This is a genomic window from Psychrobacillus mangrovi, from assembly GCF_037104765.1.
GTDB classification, from domain to species: domain Bacteria; phylum Bacillota; class Bacilli; order Bacillales_A; family Planococcaceae; genus Psychrobacillus; species Psychrobacillus mangrovi.
This window is the reverse complement of the sequence record NZ_JBAWSY010000003.1, coordinates 217885-239573: the sequence shown is the minus strand read 5'-3', so window position 1 is coordinate 239573 and position 21689 is coordinate 217885. Positions and strand designations below refer to the sequence as shown.

At 36.1% G+C, this 21689-nt stretch carries 16 protein-coding genes and 1 other annotated feature; of the genes, 2 read left to right on the top strand and 14 right to left on the bottom strand.

The features are described 5' to 3' along the window. Window positions 1–40: 40 nt before the first annotated feature. From WAX74_RS07050 to WAX74_RS06990, 13 genes are all read right to left on the bottom strand, one after another. Window positions 41–2683 (bottom strand): valine--tRNA ligase, encoded by a 2643-nt coding sequence (locus WAX74_RS07050; protein WP_336496947.1) that lies wholly within the window; start codon window positions 2681–2683, stop codon window positions 41–43. 44 nt (window positions 2684–2727) lie between these two features. After that, window positions 2728–2954: a binding site (T-box leader), on the bottom strand. A 318-nt stretch (window positions 2955–3272) separates the two neighbouring features. Further along, the gene (locus WAX74_RS07045) at window positions 3273–3851 is read right to left on the bottom strand and encodes a hypothetical protein (protein ID WP_336496946.1); all 579 of its coding nucleotides are present in this window, start codon (window positions 3849–3851) and stop codon (window positions 3273–3275) included. Window positions 3852–4551: 700 nt separating this feature from the next. Then, window positions 4552–5847 (bottom strand): glutamate-1-semialdehyde 2,1-aminomutase, encoded by a 1296-nt coding sequence (gene hemL / locus WAX74_RS07040; RefSeq protein WP_336496945.1) that lies wholly within the window; start codon window positions 5845–5847, stop codon window positions 4552–4554. Beyond that, window positions 5847–6824, bottom strand: a complete 978-nt coding sequence (gene hemB / locus WAX74_RS07035; protein WP_336496944.1) for a porphobilinogen synthase — start codon at window positions 6822–6824, stop codon at window positions 5847–5849. The genes hemL and hemB overlap by 1 nt, the downstream gene beginning before the upstream one ends. Beyond that, complete coding sequence (locus tag WAX74_RS07030) at window positions 6821–7585, bottom strand: uroporphyrinogen-III synthase (RefSeq protein ID WP_336496943.1); 765 nt, start codon at window positions 7583–7585, stop codon at window positions 6821–6823. Before WAX74_RS07030 ends, hemB begins: the two co-directional genes overlap by 4 nt. Continuing rightward, complete coding sequence (gene hemC, locus WAX74_RS07025) at window positions 7578–8507, bottom strand: hydroxymethylbilane synthase (RefSeq protein WP_336496942.1); 930 nt, start codon at window positions 8505–8507, stop codon at window positions 7578–7580. Before hemC ends, WAX74_RS07030 begins: the two co-directional genes overlap by 8 nt. Window positions 8508–8524: 17 nt before the next feature. After that, window positions 8525–9355: a cytochrome c biogenesis protein CcsA gene (gene ccsA, locus WAX74_RS07020; RefSeq protein ID WP_336496941.1), complete on the bottom strand. Its 831-nt coding sequence runs from the start codon at window positions 9353–9355 to the stop codon at window positions 8525–8527. A gap of 132 nt (window positions 9356–9487) precedes the next feature. Then, on the bottom strand, window positions 9488–10852 hold the full coding sequence (hemA, locus tag WAX74_RS07015; protein WP_336496940.1) for a glutamyl-tRNA reductase: 1365 nt from the start codon (window positions 10850–10852) through the stop codon (window positions 9488–9490). A 284-nt stretch (window positions 10853–11136) separates the two neighbouring features. After that, window positions 11137–11718 carry a ribosome biogenesis GTP-binding protein YihA/YsxC gene (gene yihA / locus WAX74_RS07010; protein ID WP_053588735.1) on the bottom strand — a complete coding sequence of 194 codons (582 nt, stop codon included), beginning with the start codon at window positions 11716–11718 and terminating at the stop codon, window positions 11137–11139. A 4-nt stretch (window positions 11719–11722) separates the two neighbouring features. Beyond that, window positions 11723–14038: an endopeptidase La gene (lon, locus tag WAX74_RS07005; RefSeq protein WP_336496939.1), complete on the bottom strand. Its 2316-nt coding sequence runs from the start codon at window positions 14036–14038 to the stop codon at window positions 11723–11725. A 177-nt stretch (window positions 14039–14215) separates the two neighbouring features. After that, on the bottom strand, window positions 14216–15484 hold the full coding sequence (clpX, locus tag WAX74_RS07000) for an ATP-dependent protease ATP-binding subunit ClpX (RefSeq protein WP_336496938.1): 1269 nt from the start codon (window positions 15482–15484) through the stop codon (window positions 14216–14218). Between the two features lie 167 nt (window positions 15485–15651). Further along, window positions 15652–16932 carry a trigger factor gene (gene tig / locus WAX74_RS06995; RefSeq protein ID WP_336497079.1) on the bottom strand — a complete coding sequence of 427 codons (1281 nt, stop codon included), beginning with the start codon at window positions 16930–16932 and terminating at the stop codon, window positions 15652–15654. A 142-nt stretch (window positions 16933–17074) separates the two neighbouring features. Further along, on the bottom strand, window positions 17075–18016 hold the full coding sequence (locus WAX74_RS06990) for a hypothetical protein (protein WP_336496937.1): 942 nt from the start codon (window positions 18014–18016) through the stop codon (window positions 17075–17077). A gap of 867 nt (window positions 18017–18883) precedes the next feature. Between WAX74_RS06990 and WAX74_RS06985 the strand changes: the two genes are divergently transcribed. Next, on the top strand, window positions 18884–20107 hold the full coding sequence (locus tag WAX74_RS06985; protein WP_336496936.1) for a glycosyltransferase: 1224 nt from the start codon (window positions 18884–18886) through the stop codon (window positions 20105–20107). Next, complete coding sequence (locus tag WAX74_RS06980) at window positions 20076–20795, top strand: HAD-IIB family hydrolase (RefSeq protein ID WP_336496935.1); 720 nt, start codon at window positions 20076–20078, stop codon at window positions 20793–20795. The genes WAX74_RS06985 and WAX74_RS06980 overlap by 32 nt, the downstream gene beginning before the upstream one ends. A gap of 42 nt (window positions 20796–20837) precedes the next feature. Here the strand turns inward: WAX74_RS06980 and WAX74_RS06975 are convergent, their stop codons facing one another. Continuing rightward, window positions 20838–21395: an integrase gene (locus WAX74_RS06975; protein ID WP_336496934.1), complete on the bottom strand. Its 558-nt coding sequence runs from the start codon at window positions 21393–21395 to the stop codon at window positions 20838–20840. Window positions 21396–21689: the final 294 nt, after the last annotated feature.

The window sequence follows — 21689 nt, the reverse complement described above, 5'->3', positions numbered from 1 at the left end:
AAAGAGTGCGCGATTAATAATCGACACACTCTTCTTTAAATTACATGTTTTTAAGTTCTTCTAATCGTTTTAATACCGTAGCTTGTTTTTCTAGGTAATCTTGTTCTTTTGCACGTTCTTCTGCAACAACAGCTTCTGGTGCTTTGGAAACGAAGCGTTCGTTCGATAATTTTCCTTGAACTAATTTCACTTCTTTTGTCCATTTTTCAAGTTCTTTTTCTAAACGAGCTTTTTCTGCATCGATATCGATTAGTCCTTGTAATGGTAAGAATAATTCTGCACCTGTTACTACTGCAGACATTGATTGGCCTGGTGCTTCAATACCTTGCCCGATTACTAATGGCTCTGGATTACAGAAACGCTCTAAATATTTCGCATTTGCTTCTAACACTTCTAAAGTGTCAGCATCTTTTGCTGAAATGTATAACGGCACTTTTTTACTCATTGGCGTTTGTACTTCCGCACGGATATTACGAACAGAACGGATAATTTCAGCTAGTAATTTCATGCTGGCAGCTTCTTCTTTATTAGATAAAACTTCGTTAACAGTTGGCCAAGCTGCTAATGTAATTGACTCCCCTTCATGAGGAAGGTTTTGCCAAATCTCTTCTGTTATGAATGGCATAAATGGATGTAATAATCGCATAGTATTATCTAAAACATATGCTAGTACTGAGCGAGTCATCTTCTTCGCTTCTTCATCGTCACCATTTAAAGGAAGTTTCGACATTTCAATATACCAGTCACAGAAATCATCCCAAATGAAGTTATATAGTGCGCGTCCTACTTCACCAAATTCATATTTATCGGAAAGTCTCGTTACTTGTTCAATTGTTTCATTCAAACGAGTTAAGATCCATGCATCTGCAACAGATTTTTTACCGTCTAGATTAATCTCTTCAAATTTTAATCCATCCATATTCATTAGTGCAAAGCGTGATGCATTCCATATTTTATTGGCAAAATTCCAAACAGCTTCTACTTTTTCTGTAGAGAAACGTAAATCTTGGCCTGGAGATGATCCTGTACTTAAGAAATAACGAAGAGAATCTGCGCCATACTGAGCAATAATATCCATCGGATCTACACCGTTGCCAAGTGATTTTGACATTTTTCGTCCATCTTCTGCACGAACAAGTCCATGGATTAAAACATCTTCAAATGGACGAGTACCTGTAAATTCAATTCCTTGGAAAATCATGCGTGATACCCAGAAGAAAATAATATCATATCCAGTTACTAGTGTATTTGTTGGATAATATTTTTTAAATTCTTCGTTTTGTGCATTCGGCCAACCTAAAGTTGAAAATGGCCAAAGAGCAGATGAGAACCATGTATCTAAAACATCTTCATCTTGTTTCCAGTTTTCCGCATCAGCAGGAGCTTCATGCCCAACATATACTTCCCCTGTTTCATTATGGTACCAGGCAGGAATTCGATGTCCCCACCATAATTGACGAGAAATACACCAATCATGAATGTTTTCCATCCATTGTAAATAAGTTTTTTCGAAACGGTCTGGAACGAAGTTTACTTTACCCTCAGTTTGTTGTAATTTAATCGCCTCATCTGCTAGCGGTTGCATTTTTACAAACCATTGAGTTGATAAATATGGTTCTACAACTGCTCCACTACGCTCCGAATGCCCTACTGAATGTAAGTGCTCTTCAATTTTGAATAAAACTCCTGCATCTTGTAAGTCCTTAACGATTTGTTTACGGCATGCAAAGCGGTCCATTCCATCGTACTGAGCGGCATTATTATTCATCGTACCATCTTCATTCATTACCAAAATGCGTTGTAAATTATGTCGATTACCTATTTCAAAGTCATTAGGATCATGTGCAGGTGTAATTTTAACTGCCCCACTACCAAATTCCATATCAACGTAATCGTCCCCTACAATTGGGATTTCACGATTTGTAATAGGTAGGATAACAGTTTTGCCTATTAAATGTTTATATCGTACATCTTCTGGGTGAACTGCAACTGCACTATCCCCTAACATTGTTTCCGGTCTAGTTGTAGCTACATCGATTGTTCCAGTACCATCTGCAAGTGGGTAATGCATATGATAGAATGCACCCTGTACATCTTTATGAATTACTTCGATGTCAGAAAGAGCCGTTTTTGTCGCCGGATCCCAGTTAATAATATATTCGCCACGGTAGATTAACCCTTTGTTATATAACTTTACGAATACTTCTTTAACTGCATTCGAAAGGCCTTCGTCTAATGTGAAACGTTCACGTGAGTAGTCTAATCCTAATCCTAGTTTTGACCACTGCTCGCGAATATGACCAGCGTATTCTTCTTTCCATTTCCATGTTTCTTCTACAAATTTTTCGCGACCTAAATCATACCTCGAGATATTTTGTGATCGAAGCTTCTCTTCTACTTTTGCCTGTGTTGCAATTCCTGCATGGTCCATACCAGGTAACCAAAGAGCATCGTATCCTTGCATACGTTTCATGCGTATTAAAATATCTTGTAATGTTGTATCCCATGCATGACCTAAGTGTAATTTACCTGTTACGTTTGGTGGTGGAATTACAATCGTATAAGGTTCTTTTTCACTTTCTGGATGTGCTTCAAAGAACTTTCCTTTTAGCCACCATTCATACCGACCTTTTTCAATTGATTGCGGATCATACTTAGTTGACATCGTTGTCTCATTTGTCATATTTGTTCCTCCTAAAAAAGAATATAAAAAAACTCCTGTCGTCATTAAAGGACGAAGGAGTTTGTTCGCGGTACCACCTTTATTCGCAGATGCAAAAAATAGCATCACGCTCTCAATTAGATAACGGCTTCAAACCGGCAATTGCTACTGTTAGTTCACAAAAGCTGCTCTTGGGCTACCTTCAAATGGCCGTTAACAGAAACATTTCAGCAAATTGTTTCCTTTCTTTCGATAACATACTCATTTTACTCTTCCCATTCATAGCATCCATATTTTAATCGTATTCACATTTAAGAATAAGAATAATGCCTTTAGCGGATGCCACAGATTTAAAATCTGTGCAAAAATACGCCAAGGCGAATTTGATTATTTGTTCATATTGTACCTAATCTTATGATATGGCGTCAAGTCTAGTCTCGTGAAAGGAGAATTTCTAATGAGAAAAGGATATAACCCGTATTTATTACCCGATTGGCTTAGAAGAACACGTTTTTATTGCAAAGGAATTATTATTCCTATTTGTGGTTTTCAGCTTATCCGTGTATTAATCGTTCCAACTACATGGGATTTTATTTTACTTGTCTTTTTGTTATTCCTCTGCTTCTTGCTTTACAAAGACATAATTTGATGGAAACGTAAGTTTTGACATTCCATCATCCAAATCAAAAATAAATTGAAGCTCCGATTCCACACTATTTGGACTTTCTACCATCTCTACTTCATTCGATGCTTCTTCTCTATTTACCTCTTTCTCAACTACCTTTGGAGCTTCATATTCACAATAAACAGACCAACCAATTTCAACAGCTGCATGATCTGTTGTCTTTGAATTTACGCGGCGAACATCTAAAGAAGGGGTATATCCTTCTTGTATTTTATCTTTAGATATTTCTACACTCATTGGTACAGCATATTCAAAATAACCTACTTCTCCTTGAACGTCTAAATCCTCTATTTGAGTAAATTCACTTGTGGCATGATGCTCATGCTCTCCTTCTTCAAATTCCACATGACATGTTATGTGATAGATCCCATTTATTTGAATCGTGTCCTCTGTTTCACTTTGCTCATATTGTGGAGTAACTTCCACTGTTTTTATCTCTTTTGGAATTCCAAAACTTGCAGGAAAAAGAAACTGTTCTTTTACATCCCATACTTTCACTTCCATTTTTTCATCCTCCTTCATATAGGACAAATTATGATAGAAACTCATGAAATATGAAAAATGCTCGCAAAATAATTACGAGGACAGATTGTCTACAAAAGGTATCAAAGATGTCCATTCGGTACCAATTGTCATTATATTAATAATAAATGAAGAGGTTATGCTCTCTACAAGGTATACTCTTAGAGTATTTTTCACCATCATCTCGAAAGTAATGTTCATTTTATAGATTTTATTTTTATGGAGCATTCAGTAGACTGGACGGAGGGTACTGAAAAACCTACGTTTTATATGAGATAATTTTTTTTTGAACAGAAATTGACTAATTTCTTTATCTATTTGTAAATCACCATGTATGTACTTAAATTGAGGGTTTCTTGGATTGAGGTCATTGGGAGCACCTAACTGCATTTTCCTTAATTTATTTTTCCGAAAAACGTTTTTTTTAATAGAAGAAAGGTTTAATTGTAAGCATACAATAGTTGATTTTCGTTTCAGGCGGCGACTCCAGCCGGAATAGTATGAGCTGAAGACCCTAGACTGAGCATAGCGAGGGAAGCGGCTGAAGCCATGCCGGCGGAAAGCGTCCGCCTGGAACGGAAATCAACGAGGCCAGACAAAAAGCGTCCTCCTGGAGTGTAATCAATGATATTATTAATCAAATATTAAAAGCCTCGCAAATAATTGCGAGGCTCATCTTTATTTATTTTGTAGATAATTTTTCAAACACAGTATGGAATGCTGCAATTGTTTTTTCTATATGTTCTTCCGTATGAGCGCTAGATAAGAACAATCCTTCAAATTGGGAAGGTGGTAAATAAATGCCCTCTTCAGCCATTAGTCGGAAGTATTTAGCAAACAACTCTAAATCGGAAGTTTTAGCCGTATCAAAATTAATAACATCCTCATTCGTTAAGAAAAATCCTATCATTGATCCTGCACGATTCACCGTATGTGGGATATTATATTTTGTTGCAGCTTCACGGAAACCTTTTTCGAGTAAATCACCAAGTTTAATAAAATACTCATAAGACTTCTCATCTAAACGAGATAATGTCTCATATCCTGCTGTCATAGCAAGTGGGTTACCAGAAAGAGTCCCAGCCTGATAAACAGGGCCGCTAGGGGCAATTAGTTCCATTATTTCACGTTTCCCGCCAAAAGCTCCTACTGGAAGACCCCCACCAATTACTTTTCCTAAGCATGTTAAATCAGGTGTAATTCCAAAGTAACCTTGCGCACAATTATAACCTACACGGAAACCGGTCATTACTTCGTCAAAAATCAATACCGTACCATGTTTTTCTGTTAATTCGCGAAGACCTTCTAAGAATCCTTCGACTGGTGGTACAACACCCATATTTCCTGCAACTGGTTCTACGATAACAGCAGCTAAGTCGTCTCCGAAGTTTTCGAACACATGACGTACGCTTTCTAAGTCATTATAAGGTACAGCAATCGTGTTTTTTGCGATTGACTCGGGTACACCAGGACTGTCAGGTAAACCAAGTGTAGCAACTCCAGAACCCGCTTTAATTAGTAAGCTATCACCATGCCCATGGTAACTACCTTCAAATTTTAATATTTTATTTCTTCCTGTGTACCCTCTCGCTAAACGAAGTGCACTCATTGTCGCTTCAGTACCTGATGAGACCATACGCACCATTTCGATAGATGGAACACGTTCCATTACGAGTTTTGCAAGTTGGTTTTCAATTAACGTAGAAGCACCAAAACTAGTGCCTGATTCAGCAACTTGTTGAATTGCTTTAACAACGTTTGGTTCTGCATGTCCTAAAATTAGAGGTCCCCATGATAAAACATAATCGATATATTCGTTTCCATCGATATCTTTTAAAATAGCTCCTTTTCCACTTTCCATGAAAATAGGATCCATATCTACAGATTTAAATGCACGAACTGGGCTATTTACTCCCCCTGGCATTAATTCTTTTGCTTCTGTGAATGCTTGTTTAGATAAGTCATAAGTTTTTTTCATTACTTCTCCTCCAACCAACGCGCAACATCTTTTGCATGATACGTTAAAATAATATCTGCACCTGCACGTTTCATCCCTGTTAAAGTTTCTAGTACAGTTTCTTTTTCATTGATCCAGCCATTAATTGCAGCTGCTTTTACCATTGCATATTCTCCACTTACGTTATATGCGACAATTGGAACATCAAAGTTATTTCTCACGTCACGAATAATATCTAAGTAGGAAAGTGCTGGTTTTACAATTAGCATATCTGCTCCTTCTTCAATGTCAGATGTTGCTTCACGAATTGCTTCCATACGATTGGAATAATCCATTTGGTATGTTTTACGATCACCAAATTTAGGGGCACCATCTGCCGCTTCTCGGAATGGACCATAATATGCTGAAGCATATTTAACTGCATAAGACATGATTGGCACATCAGCAAAGCCTGCCTCGTCTAAACCTTGACGAATAGCAGTAACGAACCCGTCCATCATATTAGACGGTGCAATAATATCTGCGCCTGCTTTTGCTTGACTAATCGCTGTTTTTGCTAATAAATCAAGGGATGGATCATTAAGAATTTGCTCATTTGCATCTACTACACCACAATGTCCATGATCGGTATACTCACATAAACATGTATCTGCAATGACAACAAGTTCTGGGTGACGATTTTTGATAAAACGAATTCCTTCTTGCACAATTCCGTGGTCATGGAACGCTTGTGAACCTATTTCATCTTTTTCAAGAGGAAGACCAAACAAAATAACCGAAGGAATTCCTAGTTCTACTACTTCATCCACTTCTTCTGCTAAACGGTCTATTGAAAATTGAAATACACCTGGCATTGATTTTACTTCATTTCTAATATTTTCTCCCTCAGCAACAAAAATTGGATAAATTAAATCCTCTTTATGTAAATAAGTTTCTTTCACCATTGCTCGTATTCCTGCTGTTTTTCTTAAACGACGATGACGTTGAAATTCTGTCATAACTCTCTCCCTTTCCACTCCAATAATGCATGGATCACATCTGTTAATGTATAGGTTTCTGGCATTACTTGAACTATTGCTCCTAAAGATTCTAAATATTCTTTTGTAATATGACCAATTGCGCAAACTGTAAGTTTTTTGTACCCCGTTTGAACCCCAATGGTTTCATGAAATACTTTTACTGTAGATGGACTTGTAAAGATAATGGAGCAGCTCGGTTCATTTTCAATTAAATAGTGAATATGCTCCTTATTCTCTTCCACTTTTATAGTCTCGTAGATAACCCACTCATCTACATTATTCCTTAAACCTTTTGTAATGGTGTCTTTCGCAAGACTGCCTTTAAAAAACAAACAGGTTTCAGTAGATGAAGAAAATGCAGGAAATTCTTTCACAAAAACATCTGCACTATATATAGTAGGGGTAAAATCTACCCGTAATCCGATTGACTCAATCGCGCATGCAGTTTTCGAACCGACTACTGCAATTTTTGCTTTTATCTCAGAAGGATTTAACCCGAATTTTTTCATTTTCGAATGAAAAGCATGCACACTACTTTGACTTGTGAATATAAACCAGTCATAATCTTTGCAATTTTGTAGCTTATATTCGTCATCTTCAAAAACTATCTCCTGGGTTGCAATAAGTGGGGCAATAACTGGGTTTCCTCCATACATCAAGGTAAGATCAATAGCTTCTGATGATCTCAAAATCCCAGTAAATATGACATTCTCTCCTAGTAAAGGCATCTCCTTAGACATTTAAATCGGTCTTTACTTTTTGTATAAGATCATATGCTCCTTGCTCTGTAACTAAACGCGCTACTTCTTTACCTGCTTCTTCTGGATCTTTACTTTTTACTACTTCTTTATAAACAACCGAACCATCCGGTGCAGCAACTAAACCTGTCATTGTAATTTCATTGCCATTGATTACTGCATGTCCGGCAATCGGTACTTGACAGCCACCATCCATCGCAGCTAAAAATGCACGCTCTGCATGAACTGCATTCCATGTATCTTCATCAGATAATTTTCTAAGCTCAGCTAGTAATTCAGCATCATCTTCTCGACATTCAATTGCTAGTGCTCCTTGGCCAACTGCTGGAACACAGTCCTCTGTGGATATGTATTCCGTTACTACTTCGTCACTCCACCCAAGACGCTTTAATCCTGCAGCCGCTAAAATAATTGCATCATATTCACCGTCTTTAAGCTTTTGGAGTCTCGTATCTACATTTCCGCGTATCCACTTAATTTCGATATCAGGACGCAACAGTAATAATTGAGCACTTCTTCTTAAACTACTTGTCCCTACAATTGCACCTTTTGGAAGATCGGCAAATTTTACATGTCCTGTAGAAATAAATGCATCTCGTTCATCCACTCGCTTAGGTGTACATCCCATCACTAGGCCTGGTGGTAAAACAGAAGGCATATCTTTCATACTGTGCACTGCAAAATCAATCTCTTTATCATATAATGCTTGTTCAATTTCTTTAACAAATAAACCTTTTCCACCAACTTTTGATAAGGTTACATCTAATATTTGATCACCCTTTGTCACGATTTCTTTCACTTCGAACTCAAAGGGTGCTCCCATATCTTTCATTTGCTGAATAAACCAATTCGTTTGGGTTAATGCTAATTTACTTCTTCTCGAACCTACTATAATTTTACGCATTGCTTCGCTACCTTTCTTTAATACCAGAAATGGAATTGTGATAATTGACTACCTAATAAAAAATTTATCAAAACAAATAGAAATGCATATATATGGATCCATGCATAGTTTGTTCCTTTAAATTTCGCTTTATTTCTTAATAGAAGCACAACTATATAGATTAACAATAAAATAACAGAACTAACAATTTTAAAATCAAAAACGGTAAATATATCTAATGATACATATGCCCATTCTAACCCAAGAACTAAACTTACAAACAATAAAGGAATACCTGTCATAATAGACAAAGTCATTCCAGTTTCCGCTTGCTTTAATGATGGCAATCGAGAAAACTGCTTCGTCCATTTTTTCTTTTTAAGCACACGATATAATATTAAATATAAGGACGAAAATACAAACGATAAGGAAAATGCTGCATAAGCTAGCATTGCAAATGTAATATGAATAAATAATAATTCAGAGAGTAGAGCTTCTCCAACAGCTGATTGATCCATTTGATTTGGTGCGAAAGTATGTATCGTCATAAAAATGAATCCAATAATATTTAAAAAGAATGCCGGCAAATCTAGTTTGAATACCACCTGTAATACAATCGATAGAGTAATAATTAGCCAGGCATAAAAATATATCCCTTCAAATAGCGAAAGAATCGGGAATCTTTTGGTTTCTATGATATACATAACTAAAAACACCGTTTGCAGAAATGACACGATGGAAAGTAGCCATACTGCTATACGATGTGCCCGACGATCTTTATTCAAATAATCGATAAAATAAAAAACAAGGCTAACGGATTGTAGAATGACCATTATCTCGTGTAGCCTTGTCATTCCAAGATCAGTCATAATAAGCTCCTTTATAAATTAAAAGCGTAAGCGCCTAAGTTTGATAAAACAAGCAAGTACATTAAAAAAAGACGTCTCCATATCTATTATGACACATACAGATACAAAAACGCCTCCTTTTTACTTACTCCATCAAAATGACATTTCTTCCTTTAAGTTTTGGGATGCCACTTTAGTTTGTTTTAAATTTATTTTTGATTTTTCTACCTGAGCAGTGAATTCATTTTTTACTTCTTCCTCAATACCAAAAATCTGTTGGAATAATTGAAGTTGTTCTGCTGAATCTTTTGCAGTAGATAATTCTTTTACTTGCAAAATTGGATCTTTTAATAATTGATTAATAATTGATTTTGTGTGTTTATTTAAAATTTTGCGTTCACGATCCGACAGATTCGGCATTTTATTTTCAATAGAAACCATTGTTTCCTCTTGAATTCGATTAGCTTTTTGTCTAAGCGCAGAAATAATCGGCACAACTCCTAATGTTGTAACCCACTCATTGAACTGCTCAATTTCAGTATGAATCATTGCTTTAATTTGATCAGCAGCTCGTTCGCGTTCTGCTAAATTTGCTTCTACAATACCTTGTAAATCATCTATATCATATAGGAAAACATTCGCTAAATCACCAATTTTCGGATCTAAATCCCTTGGTACAGCAATGTCTACCATAAATAATGGTTTTCCTTTTCGAAGACGTTCGACAAACTGCATTAACTCATAGTCAATTACATATTCAGTGGAACCAGTTGAACTAATTAAAATATCTGCTTCTAATAACGCACATTGTAACTCATCCATTGGTTTCGCAGTACCATCAAATTTAGATGCCAATACTTCCGCTTTCTCAAACGTACGGTTAAAGACGGTCACTTTTCCTGCACCACTACCATACAGGTTTTTAATAGCAAGTTCACCCATTTTTCCCGCACCGACAATTACAACATGTTTATGGTTTAAAGAACCAAAAATTTTCTTTCCTAACTCAACTGCAGCATAAGAGACAGAAACTGCATTCTCACCTATAGCTGTTTCTGAATGGGCACGTTTAGCAAAAGTAACAGCTTGCTTAAACAACTGATTGAAAACTGTTCCCGTAGTACCGTTTTCTTGTCCATTTAGAAAGCTCTTCTTCACCTGACCTAATATTTGGGTCTCACCAAGTACCATCGAATCTACACCAGCAGTCACTTGGAACAAATGGCTGTTCGCCTGGTCATCTTCGTGAATAAATAAATAGCGGGAGAGATTTTCTAATGGAATATCAAACCAGTTAGCTAAAAACTGTTTTACATAGTATTTCCCTGTATGTAATTGATCTACAGTCGCATAGATTTCTGTGCGATTACAAGTAGAAACAATGACATTCTCTAATATGCTTTTTTGTTCCTGTAATGCTTGCATGGCATTCGGAAGTTCTGCTTCTACAAACGATAGCTTTTCACGAATTTCCACAGGAGCAGTACGGTAATTGACACCTACCACGATTGTATGCATGGAATCATGTCACCCTTTCACGTTCATTTCATAATCCAATTATACCATAGCTTTTCTTGCATGATTGTAAGCATTTGTGAACAAGCTATGAAATAACCTTCATCTTAATTAGAATTATTATAAACTAATATTAACAAACAATAAGTACGATTACAAGGAAACTGACCGATGTTCTAATAGACGCATTTTTCTAACTAATTCGCTATCTAATGCCTCAAAGAAAAACTGATTGCTTAGAAGAAGTTATTCCCTAAACAATCAGTTTTAATCTTATTTTTTATGAATTACATTCTACTTTCAATTTCTGCCCAAGCTGCATCGAAGCCAAGACCAGTTTCAGATGAAAAGACTACAAGAGGATCACTTTTTTCCATTTGCAATTCATCCTTGACTATTTTCTTATGCTTATCCCACTTACCTTTTGGAATTTTATCAGCCTTCGTAGCAACAACTATACATGGTATATTATAATGCTTTAAGAAATCGTACATCATGCAATCGTCTGCAGTTGGAGGATGTCTCAAATCGACAATTAAAACTACTGCTTTTAAAACTGATCGAGACGTGAAATATGTTTCAATCATTTTCCCCCATGCAGCTCTTTCTGTTTTAGAGACCTTTGCATACCCATACCCTGGAACATCGACAAATAATAAATCTTCTTCTAATTTATAAAAATTTAACGTTTGAGTCTTCCCAGGTTTGGAAGAAATTCGAGCCATGCTTTTTCGACCAATCATTTTATTGATAAAAGAAGATTTACCGACATTGGATCTTCCAGCTAATGCAAATTCAGGTAAATCTCCTTCTGGGTATTGAGCTGGTCTTACAGCACTTATTAGTAGTTCTACGTTATTGACTTTCATGCTTTCACTCCTCTAATGCTATTTGAAGTACCTCTTCAGCATCGGAAACAAGCTTAAAAGTTAAGACCTCTCGAACACTCTCTGGTATATCTTCAATATCACGCTCATTGTCTTTTGGACAAATGATTGTAGTTAATCCTGCGCGATGTGCACTTAATGTTTTTTCTTTTAATCCACCGATAGGTAATACTCGTCCTCTTAGTGTCACTTCCCCAGTCATCCCGACTTCTCGTCGTATTGGACGTTTGGATAAAGCAGAAACTAAAGCAGTAACGATTGTAATACCTGCTGATGGTCCATCTTTTGGAACTGCTCCCTCTGGAACGTGAATATGAATATCATGTTTCTCATGGAAATTTGGATCTATACCGATTGATTCAGCTTTTGAACGAACAAAAGATAAGGCTGTTTGTGCCGATTCCTTCATAACATCTCCAAGCTTCCCTGTTAACTGTAACTTACCATTACCAGGAGATAAGGACACCTCGATTTGTAAGGTGTCTCCCCCAACTGTAGTATAAGCTAGGCCAGTTGCAACACCTATTTGGTTTTCGGTTTCAGCTTGTCCGTAACGGAATTTTTTCTTTCCAATTGTATCTTCCAAGGTTTTCGACGATATCGTCACACGTTTCTTTGTACCAGATACAATTTGTAAAGCAGCTTTTCTACATATATTTGCTAGTACACGCTCTAGACTTCTAACCCCAGCCTCACGAGTGTAATGACGAATTACGTCTACTATTGCCTCATCTTTCACTTGTAGCTGGGCTTTCGTAAGACCATGCTCTTTTGCTTGTTTCGGTAATAAATGATTTTTGGCAATAGATAGTTTTTCTATTTCTGTATAACCTGCTATTGATATAATTTCCATTCTATCGCGCAATGGGCCAGGAATAGTGCTTAAGTCGTTTGCAGTCGCTATAAATAAAACATTAGATAAATCATACGTCTCTTCAATATAATGATCGCTAAATGAATTATTTTGCTCAGGATCTAGTACTTCTAGCATTGCTGCGGATGGATCTCCTCTAAAATCATTCGACATTTTGTCAATTTCATCCAATAAAATTAGTGGGTTAATTGTTCCTGCTTTCTTCATCGCTTGAATAATGCGACCCGGCATGGAGCCAACGTAAGTTCTACGATGTCCGCGAATTTCGGATTCGTCGCGAACTCCTCCCAATGAAATACGAACAAAATTGCGTCCTAATGATTCCGCAATAGATTTAGCCAAGGATGTTTTACCTACTCCTGGAGGACCAGCCAAACATAGGATTGGACCACGTAGAGATTTAGTTAACTGACGAACAGCTAGATATTCTAACACTCTTTCCTTTACCGATTCTAGTCCATCATGATCTCGATTTAGAATTTTCTCAGAACGTTTAATATCTAGTTGATCTGCCGTTGATTTGGACCAAGGAATCGATACCATCCATTCAATATAATTTCGTATGACTCCACTCTCAGGCGCTTGTGTAGGCAGTTTCTCATAACGATCTAATTCTTTTAACACATTCTTTTTAGTAGTTTCCGGCAAACCTGCTTCTTCAATTCTTTTTTTCAGGTCAGCAACTTCACCAGTTTTACCCTCTTTATCTCCTAGCTCTGTTTGAATCGCCTTCATTTGCTCACGAAGATAAAATTCCTTTTGTGTTCTTTCCATCGCATGCTTTACTCGTGTATTTATTTTCTTCTCTAAATTTAATATTTCTTGTTCATTATATAAACGATTAATTAATATTTCTAAACGTTCTTTTACATCCATTATTTCTAATATTTCTTGTTTACCTGAAACTTTTAATGGTAAATGAGAAGCGATCATATCAGCTAGTCTACCTGGCTCTTGGATATCCATAACCGATTTATAAGTTTCTTCTGATATGCTTTTCGATGCTTTTGAATACTTTTCAAAGTTATGTATTAAAGTTCGCATAAGCGCTTCATGCTCATGATCTGCTTCCGTCGGCTCGATAAAGGCAGTCACTGAAACTTCATCATACATATCACTTTCTTTGTAATCATCCCAAATAGCCCTTTGCAGTCCTTCGACTAACACACGATACGTTCCATTTGGCAGCTTCACCATTTGCTTGACAAATGCTAAAATTCCGACATCATATAAATCTTCTGGAGTAGGTTGTTCTATATTCATATCTCTTTGTGCTACAAGAAATACTTTTTCTTCGCGTAGCATCGCTTCATTTAAAGCGGCAACTGATCTCTCTCGTCCAACATCCACATGCAACACCATTGTCGGGTATACTAAAAGACCTCTAAGTGGTAGTACAGGATAATATCTATCATTTATTTTCGCCATATTGGGAAGTCACCTCCTTCTAATTCTGTCCGTTTTTCTGCTAATTAAACAGCATAACTTTTCTATATGTACAAGTAAGTATAAATCATTCATTTTTTCCTATATAAGGAGAAAAAGCCGACATCCTTGATTGCACTTAGCAGCGCATATTGGAAGCCAGCTTATTCAATGGCATAATTAAGCCGATGTTTTTTCGTTGTCTTTTTCTACTTCAGAACCATCTGCTAATAAAAGCTTAGGAGATACTTTTTCAGTAATTGTTTCTTTGGTAATTACACATTCTACAATATCTTCTCTTGACGGAAGTTCGAACATCACATCAAGCATGATATTTTCAATTATAGAACGAAGTCCACGTGCACCTGTTTTACGTTCAATAGCTTGTTTCGCTATTTCTTCTAATGCATCATCTTCAAAAGTTAATTTCACATTATCTAGTTCAATCATTTTTTGGTATTGTTTTGCAAGTGCATTTTTAGGTTCAGTTAAAATTTGTACTAGAGCATTCACGTCTAATTGTTCTAAGCTAGCTAATACAGGTAAACGACCAATAAACTCTGGTATCAAACCGAATTTCAATAAATCTTCTGGAATTAATTGTGATAATGGAGTACCTTGGTCTAGTTCTACTTTGTTTGGATCAGCACCAAAACCAATTACTTTTTCACCTAAACGGCGTTTAATAATTTGCTCGATTCCATCAAATGCCCCACCAACGATAAACAAAATATTCGTTGTATCGATTTGAATGAATTCTTGATGCGGATGCTTACGTCCTCCTTGTGGGGGAACACTTGCTACAGTTCCTTCTAATATTTTTAGAAGGGCTTGTTGTACACCTTCACCAGAAACATCACGAGTAATAGAAGGATTTTCAGATTTACGTGCTACTTTATCTATTTCGTCAATATAAATAATACCCTTTTCCGCTCGTTCAATATCATAGTCCGCAGACTGAATAAGCTTAAGAAGAATATTTTCTACATCTTCTCCCACATAACCTGCTTCTGTTAATGATGTAGCATCTGCAATTGCAAATGGTACGTTTAGAATTCGTGCAAGAGTCTGAGCAAGTAATGTTTTACCACTACCTGTTGGTCCTATTAAGACTATGTTTGACTTAGATAATTCTACTTCGTCAATCACGCTATTTGAATTGATTCGTTTGTAATGGTTATAGACAGCTACCGCAAGTGATTTTTTTGCTCGTTCTTGGCCTATTACATACTCATCTAGTATCGCTAAAATTTCTTTTGGTTTAGGAACTTCTTTAAATTCTACTTCTTCTTCTACTCCAAGCTCTTCTTCTACAATTTCAGAACATAAGTCGATACATTCATCACAAATATATACGCCAGGTCCTGCAACTAGTTTTCGAACTTGTTCTTGTGGTTTACCACAAAAAGAACATTTTAAGTTCCCTTTTTCATCATTAAATTTGAACAAAATATTCACCCCTATTCAAGCAATTATCTTACAAGATTCTTTACAAGGAATCAAATAATAAGTTTAAGTATGTTTTTAATTATCCGAAAATCTATGTATGGATAAAACAAGGCACAGACATTTTTTGCTGTACCTTGTTCTATTTATTATAACGCGTTTATGTGAAATTATGAAATTTTAGCGTTTTCTACTAAGAATTCAACTGTTTTTTGGAAACGAACGTCATTTTCAAGAACAGAAGTACCACCAAGTGCATTTTTAATATCTTCAGCAGACATATTGAATTGAGCTCCCATTTTTTCAAGCTCTGTATTAATATCTTCTTCTGTTACTTGAAGATTTTCTTTTTCTGCAATAGCTTCTAATGTTAGCGAAACTTGAACGCGTTTTTTAGCATCCTCTGCCATTTGACCACGAAGTGCATCTTCGTCTTGACCAGAGAATTGATAGTAAAGGTCTAAGTTCATACCTTGTTGTTGTAAACGTTGACCAAATTCTTGTAGCATGCGATCTGTTTCAGTTTGAATCATTGCTTCAGGAATATCAATTGTTGCATTTTCTGCAGCAGCTTCCACTAATGTATCACGAAGTGTTTGAGCAGCTAATTGTTTTTTCTCTTCAGCAGTTACTTCTTTAAGTTTAGCACGTAGAGCGTCGATACCATCTACTTCAGCATCTACTTCTTTAGCAAAGTCATCATTAAGTTCAGGTAGTTCTTTACCTTTAACTTCTTTAACAGTTACTTTAAAAGTAGCAGCTTTACCAGCTAATTCAGCAGCATGGTACTCTTCCGGGAATGTTACTTCAACATCTTTCGCATCTCCAGTTTTTGAACCAACTAATTGCTCTTCGAAACCAGGAATGAATGAGTTAGAACCGATTTCTAATGGATAATCTGTTCCAGCTCCACCTTCAAATGCAACTTCATCAACGAATCCTTCGAAGTCGATTACAGCAGTATCGCCTTCAACGATTGCATCTTCTTTTACAACAAGTTCAGCTAAACGAGCTTGTTGGCTTTGTAGTTGCTCATCGATTTCTTCGTCAGTTACAGTTTCTTCTAATTTTGTTACTTCCAGACCTTTATAGTCTCCTAGAGTTACTTCTGGTTTTACAACAACTTTAGCAGTGAAAACTAAAGGCTGACCTTTTTCCATTGTAACGATATCGATTTCTGGTTGATCCACTGGGTTAATTCCAGCATCTTCAACAGCATGCCCATAAGCATGTGGAAGAATGATATCTAATGCATCTTGGAATAATGATTCTACACCATACATTTTTTCGAACATTTGACGTGGCATTTTCCCTTTACGGAAACCTGGTACGTTAATCTGTTTAACTACTTTTTTAAACGCTTGATCTAACCCTTTTGCTACTTCTTCTGCAGTAACTTCTACTGTTAATAAACCATTATTGCCTTCTTGTTTTTCCCATTTTACAGACAAATCCATTGACATATATTCTACCTCCAAAAAATAATTTACAATAATTTAGCATCTGTATAATACACTCATACATACAGAACAGTTTTTCACTAATTATATTGACAACTTGTATATTATAGCATAGATGCATATACTTTCAACATTATTCCTCTTCAACTATTACTGTTGATTTTTCTAACAATTTGATCAGTTCATTTAATTCATCTGCTTGTCCAGACTCATCTCCGAATAATGATTCGACAAAATCCACATACCCTTTTGCAACTATTTGATCACTATATCCAAACCAATCAAACGGGAACAGTGCATACGCATGACTATGAACTAATCCGATCGTCATTTCAAATTTAGAAGGATCTTTTTCTAAAAATTCATGTATATGTTGATTAATAGATTCTATACGGTCGACTGCATTTGGAGTAGGTGGATTAACAGGGTTAACCTTTTCTTTATACCCATATTTTTCAATCGTTACTTCGTCTGTTTCACCAAGAGCTCCAAGTACTAAAAGCGCAAGGGATCGAATGGCTGGATATATATTTCTATTTTCTGCTATATCCCTAATGTTTGGAACGATATCTGTAACGTCTCGAAAAAAAGATTCTTGTAACAATTGTTCCTGCTCTTCAATGCTTAGCTTTGTAAATTTATTCATAATAAACTTTTCATTGTCGGGTTTGGATGAATGATCCGTGTCTAGTAGACTTTCTTGTTCTTTGGCGAGTTTTCCACTTAGTTCTTTCAGTTGAAGAAAATTTTGCTTTCGATCATTTGGAAATCTTCTATCGACAAGCAATTTGTTTAATACTTTATCTACTTCACCATATTCCTTCAAATCAAGTAATATTGTCAAATATAATTCAACGATTTGTTCAAACATTGGCGACCTTTTCTTCATTAAATCCTCACATATTTCCTTCGCTTCCTGTTGCCTTTTCGTTTCTAATAGAGCGAGAATATATATACTTATAATCATGTCATCTAATTCAACATACTTCTTTGCTTCATCAAAACATTCTGTTGCTTTTATATAATTATTTTCTTCAGCAAATGCTAAACCGTCTTCAATTAGTTTATCAATCATTCCCGGAAAAAATATAATATTCTCATTGTTTTTTAGGCTATAATGTTTTTTTTTCAACTAACTCGCCTACCTTTACAATCGCTAATATGTATATACTATCTCACTTTTGTACTTTTTCCTATTCATAATTGTATCCAATTGTAAATACCCTCCTTTTTATTTGATATAAGGAGGGTCTGTGGCAAACTCAATTTGGGGTGCCTAGAGTTGTATATTAAATTCGGCAAGGACCACCACTTCGCTTTCCGTAGGCTTGGCTTCAGCCTCCTCGTCTACTCGCGTGAGGGCACTGAAAAACTCTTCAAGGTATCTCTTAGCGAGTATGTGTACCGTTGATTTCCGTTCCTGGCGGACGCTTTCCGCCGGCATGGCTTCAGCCGCTTCCCTCGCTCCTGCGCAAGCTCGTCGCAAAAATTAATTTCGCTACGCTCAGTCTAGGGTCTTCAGCTCATGCTATTCTGGCTGGAGTCGCCGCCTGAAACGAATATCAACTATTGTATGCTTCTATATAGAGAAGGCACTTTCTGTTCAAAAAACAATTAAGTAATTTAAAACCTTATTTTTTCAGTGTCCTCACTCGCGTTCCTGCGGGGTCTTCTGCTCTAGCAGTTTCCACTGGAGTCCTTGTGGTAGTCCTTACTTTACTAAACAATTCCTTATAGATATCTACTATCTTTACTTTTAATTGGACAATGAAACCCCTTAGGAAGATTTATTATTATTCATAACGTGTCGTTAAGTCACACCCTCCTATTTATTTGATAAAAAGGAGGGTATTTTTATAATGAATAAACTAACGAATGTTTAATTATTCTAATTTCAGGGAAGTAGATTAATAGTTTAATAACTAGAAAGGGGAGGACAAATTTGCAAAAAAATATATTATTTATTTCAGATCATGGTGATCCCCTCGCTCCCTTAGGTAGTGAGCAAGCTGGCGGTCAAAATAATTATGTAAAGCAACTTGCTTTATCCCTTGAAAAAGAAGGAAACAGAGTGGATGTCATTACACATTGGTGTAACCCATTAGATCCTCAAATTGAAAATTTTGGTTACTCTTGTCGGGTTATTAGAATAGGAGCAGGCAAGAAAACCTACGTTCCTAAAAGTGAACTATATGATTTACTCCCTGCATTTTACAAGGAAATGAAAGAAACAATTGATATTAATACGTACGATTTAGTACACACACATTACTGGCTTTCAGGACTTTTAGGTTCATACGTAAAAGCTGATTACATGATACCATGGGTTCATACGAATCATTCGTTGGCTGTGGCGAAAGAAGAAGCCACTGGAATTTCAGAACCTGTAAGACTCTTCACAGAGAAAATGATTTTAAGCTCTGTAGACTCGATTGTTGCCACTACAAAGAATGAAAAAAATCTCATCCATCGTTTTGTTGATAACCCATCTCCTATCAAAGTAATTCCTATCGGAGTCGATCAAGCTTTCCGTCCATTAAATAGAGCTAGGACGGAACGCAAAAATCCTTATTTTGCATTTGCAGGAAGATTACAAAAAACAAAAGGAATCTATACCCTTCTAAATGCATTCCGTCTTCTTGTCGAGAAAAATGACATTGAACCTACTACGAAACTTCTAATTGCTGGAGGGGATTCAGAATGTGTGGATTCATATAGCAAATTACCGAAGGATAGAAACCTCCGTGCTGCTATAAGAGGTCTTGAACAGAGAGTTGAATTTGTAGGTGCGAAATCTCAAAAACAACTTGCTACAATATTTAATAATGCCACTGCAGTAGTAGTACCCTCTTTCTATGAATCATTTGGGATGGTTGCTGCAGAAGCACAGGCTTGCGGATGTCCTGTTATCGCATCTAAAGTTGGTGGATTAAAAGATGTAGTACAAAATAAAGTTACCGGATTGCATATTGAAAAAGGAAATGAACATAATTTAGCCCAGGCAATGAGTACCGTATTATTCAATAGAAACTTCACGAACAAACTAGGTAGAAGTGCTGCTATTTTTGCAAATCAAGAATTCAATTGGACCACTTTGGCCAAAAAAATGAATTCATTATACGAGGTGGTCATTAGTGAGAAAAAAACCATATATGTTAGCAACTGATCTCGATGGAACACTTGTAGGTGATCAATCGGCACTTCAGAGATTATTGCAACATTATGAAGAATCTTCGATTGAGGTAGAACTTGTCTATATTACAGGTAGACATTATACATCTGCTACTTCTTTAATTGCTTTAGAGAATTTACCGAAGCCGGACATTCTTATAACAGATGTTGGTGCGGCAATATATTCTTCAGAAAAACTTACAGAAGATACTACATGGGAAAAAAAAATGCTTATGAACTGGCATCCTGAACGTATTATCAGGCTTTCCAGTTTTTTTCCTGCACTTAAACGTCAAACACTTCCAAGTACAAAGAGAATTTCATTTACCATCGATCAGAATGATGGAATCGTAAAGCAGTTTGAAAATGCTCTAGTGGAAGAGAATATTCCGCATAAGCTTATTTATAGTTCCAATCGGGATGTAGATATTCTTCCCGAAAATAGTGGAAAAGGTGAGGCTTTATCTTATATTCTTCAAAATTACGCAAACGATGATGTTAAAGTTCTTATTGCAGGGGACTCTGGAAATGATATAGACATGCTTACTTTGGGCCACCCATCTGTCATAGTAGGGAATGCCCAGCTGGAACTTATTCAAATGGAGAATCATCCTTATCTTTACCGGGCTACTGAGCATTTTGCAGGAGGTATACATGAGGCATGGTTACATTTTTATAAATAGAAAAAATGCCAACTGGATTATAGGACCGGTTGGCATTTTATTTTAAGCAATTTGTATAGCGTGTTCTGCTACAAGCTTTTCATATAAATACAAGTCTTCTTGGTATATTTCTCTGTATGTTCCTAGGCTATATTTTTTGATAGCTTCAAAACATTCCTCATCGACAACTTGAAACTCTTGGTTAAGTTTTTGTGCATTTTCCCAAGCGGTTTCTTCAAAAATAATATTCATTTCATGTTCTTCTATAATCATTGAAAGTAAATCTACACTATTATAAAGCTCATACAATGAATGATTTCTTTTCGCATCGAAAATTTCCATCGTTCGGTCTAACGTGGCTAATAGAGCTTTACGATCAATGGCGTGACCTAGCTCGTGCATTGTTATGGTTTTTATATATAACTCTAGTGAGATAGTTTTTTGCATTTCCTCTTTTGCTTTTATTAATCGTTCGGCATCAAAACCTACATAATCTCCGATAAAGTTATAACTCATATTTACTCCTGAGTTATCTTGCTTTAATGGAACATTCATCCCAACTGATTGCATCGTGGCATTTATCAATTCACAAAGGTTTTTCTCTGTATACTTATGGTTCATTTACTCTTCGTTCTTCTCCTTATAACTCAAAATTAATAATTTATATATAATAAGAATTTGAGACTAACTATGTTTTTCATGTTTTTTCCAACAGGAATTAATATATAACATTTTCTATATTATTTCAATCTTTATGTACTGAGTTTTTTCTTTGGGTAATACCTGTTTTCAATCGTTTCCTGAGTGCTGTGGACAGACATTTGCTACATCATTACCGTATGATTTTTAAGAGGGGAGGGTCGTGACTGCAATTGACGACCCACCCCACTTTTTTAGATAAACTGTTGGCGATTG